Raw genomic sequence first — 662 nt, 5'->3', positions numbered from 1 at the left:
AAATAGGCATCGGCATGGCGCGGCCCGCGTTCGATGCGGGTAGGTTGCTTGAGCGTATTAGCGATGATACGCCTAGAGGAATGATCGTCCACGACAGAACCCGGCTTATCGGTTTACCAAACCTTTTTTATCGTTTGTCGTAGTAATATTTGCAATTAATTTGAATTACATTCATTTTTTTGCAAAAAATGCCCATTAGGGGTTGACGGCAGTCAGCAGCTTGGGCATAATGTGCAGCCTAAAACGGCGATGTAGCTCAGCTGGTTAGAGCGCATGACTCATAATCGTGAGGTCAAGAGTTCAAGTCTCTTCATCGCCACCATATATAGCAGTATTAAAAAAGCCAATCTCTCTGGGATTGGCTTTTTTTTGCCTGAAATAGATTTTTCATAATCAAGCATATTAGAATCCAACTTCTAATAACTTACAGACTTCTTACCAAATCATAGGTTTATCTGTCTATGTACAGATTAATTCTTGTAACTTATGTCGCGCTTACTTATCATAGGGGCTGTTTTCGGTAAAGTCCTGTAACGCCATGTCTGTCCAATTACCCCCTTATCGTCCTATCAAGCATCGTAGTGGCTTAAAAGTCATGGGTGCAGCATTTCATGCGTTGCTGATGCGTGAGCTACAAACGCGCTTTGGTGGTTATCGTTTGG

The 662-nt window shown here is 42.6% G+C and carries 1 tRNA gene; it reads left to right on the top strand.

The features are described 5' to 3' along the window. The first annotated feature begins 245 nt into the window (after positions 1 to 245). Positions 246 to 322 (top strand) — tRNA-Met (locus tag ACS8FC_RS18190). Positions 323 to 662 lie beyond the last annotated feature (340 nt).

The organism is Psychrobacter sp. 1Y4 (genome assembly GCF_051847555.1).
The sequence above is the reverse complement of the archived record's forward strand: the minus strand, read 5'-3'. Positions and strand labels throughout refer to the sequence as shown.